1 pseudogene is annotated in these 251 nt (G+C 71.7%); it reads left to right on the top strand.

Annotated elements, in window-relative coordinates:
* A pseudogene (ssuB, locus tag KVT38_RS33940) lies at positions 1 to 238 on the top strand (aliphatic sulfonate ABC transporter ATP-binding protein); the annotation flags it as partial.
* Positions 239 to 251 lie beyond the last annotated feature (13 nt).

The raw sequence follows: 251 nt of genomic DNA, 5'->3' as shown, positions 1-251 counted from the left end.
GCGGGCGCTGGCCAGCAGACCGCGCCAGCGGCTGCTGGACGAACCGCACGGCGCGCGCGACGCGCTGACGCGGATCGAGATGCAGCAGCACATCGAGCGCCTTTGGCTCGAAGACGGCTTTACGACAGTGCTCGCCACGCACGACGGGAGAGATGCCGTCGCCCTGGCCGGCCGCGTTCTCCTCATCGAGGTCGGCCGCGTCGTGCTGGCCGTGCGGTACGTGCTGGCGCGCCCGTGAGTGCGCGTCAGAG

This window comes from Cohnella sp. GbtcB17, assembly GCF_019091135.1.
Classification (GTDB): Bacteria; Bacillota; Bacilli; order Paenibacillales; family Paenibacillaceae; genus Cohnella.
The sequence above is the reverse complement of the archived record's forward strand: the minus strand, read 5'-3'. Positions and strand labels throughout refer to the sequence as shown.